A 484-nucleotide genomic window follows, 5' to 3' on the forward strand; every position below is an offset into this window, starting at 1 on the left:
TGATTCGTCATGATCGTGGCCTCGGTCGGGCCATAGGCATTGAAGAACTCACGACCGTCGGCATCCCAGCGCCGCACCAGTTCCGGCGGGCATACGTCACCTGCGGCGACGACCACTCGCAAGTCGTCGAGCCCCGCCGGATCCACCGACGTCAGCGCCGCCGGTGTGATCACCCCGTGGGTCACTCGCTCCCGGCGCAGCAACTCGGCCAGCGCCGAGCCGGCGTAGGCGCCGACTGGGGCGATCACCATCGTGGCGCCACTTCCCGCCGCGAGCAGCAACTCCCAGACCGAGGCGTCGAAGCTCGGCGACGCGAGGTGCAGCGTTCGCGAATCCGCCGTCACCGCATAGCGTTCCCGCTGTTCGCGTGCGAGCGTGGCCAGCCCGGCGTGCGTCACGCTCACGCCCTTCGGCGCACCCGTGGAGCCCGAGGTGTAGATCAGGTAAGCCGGGTGCTGCGGTCGCAGCACGGTGGTGCGGTGGT

At 69.6% G+C, this 484-nt stretch carries 1 protein-coding gene; it reads right to left on the reverse strand.

All coding sequences use genetic code 11. The annotated features are described in order from the left end of the window. The coding region (locus ACL03I_RS39505) for an AMP-binding protein (RefSeq protein ID WP_412808672.1) at positions 1–484 on the reverse strand (484 nt) is incomplete at both ends.

It is taken from the genome of Nocardia sichangensis (genome assembly GCF_047200615.1).
GTDB lineage: Bacteria > Actinomycetota > Actinomycetes > Mycobacteriales > Mycobacteriaceae > Nocardia > Nocardia sichangensis.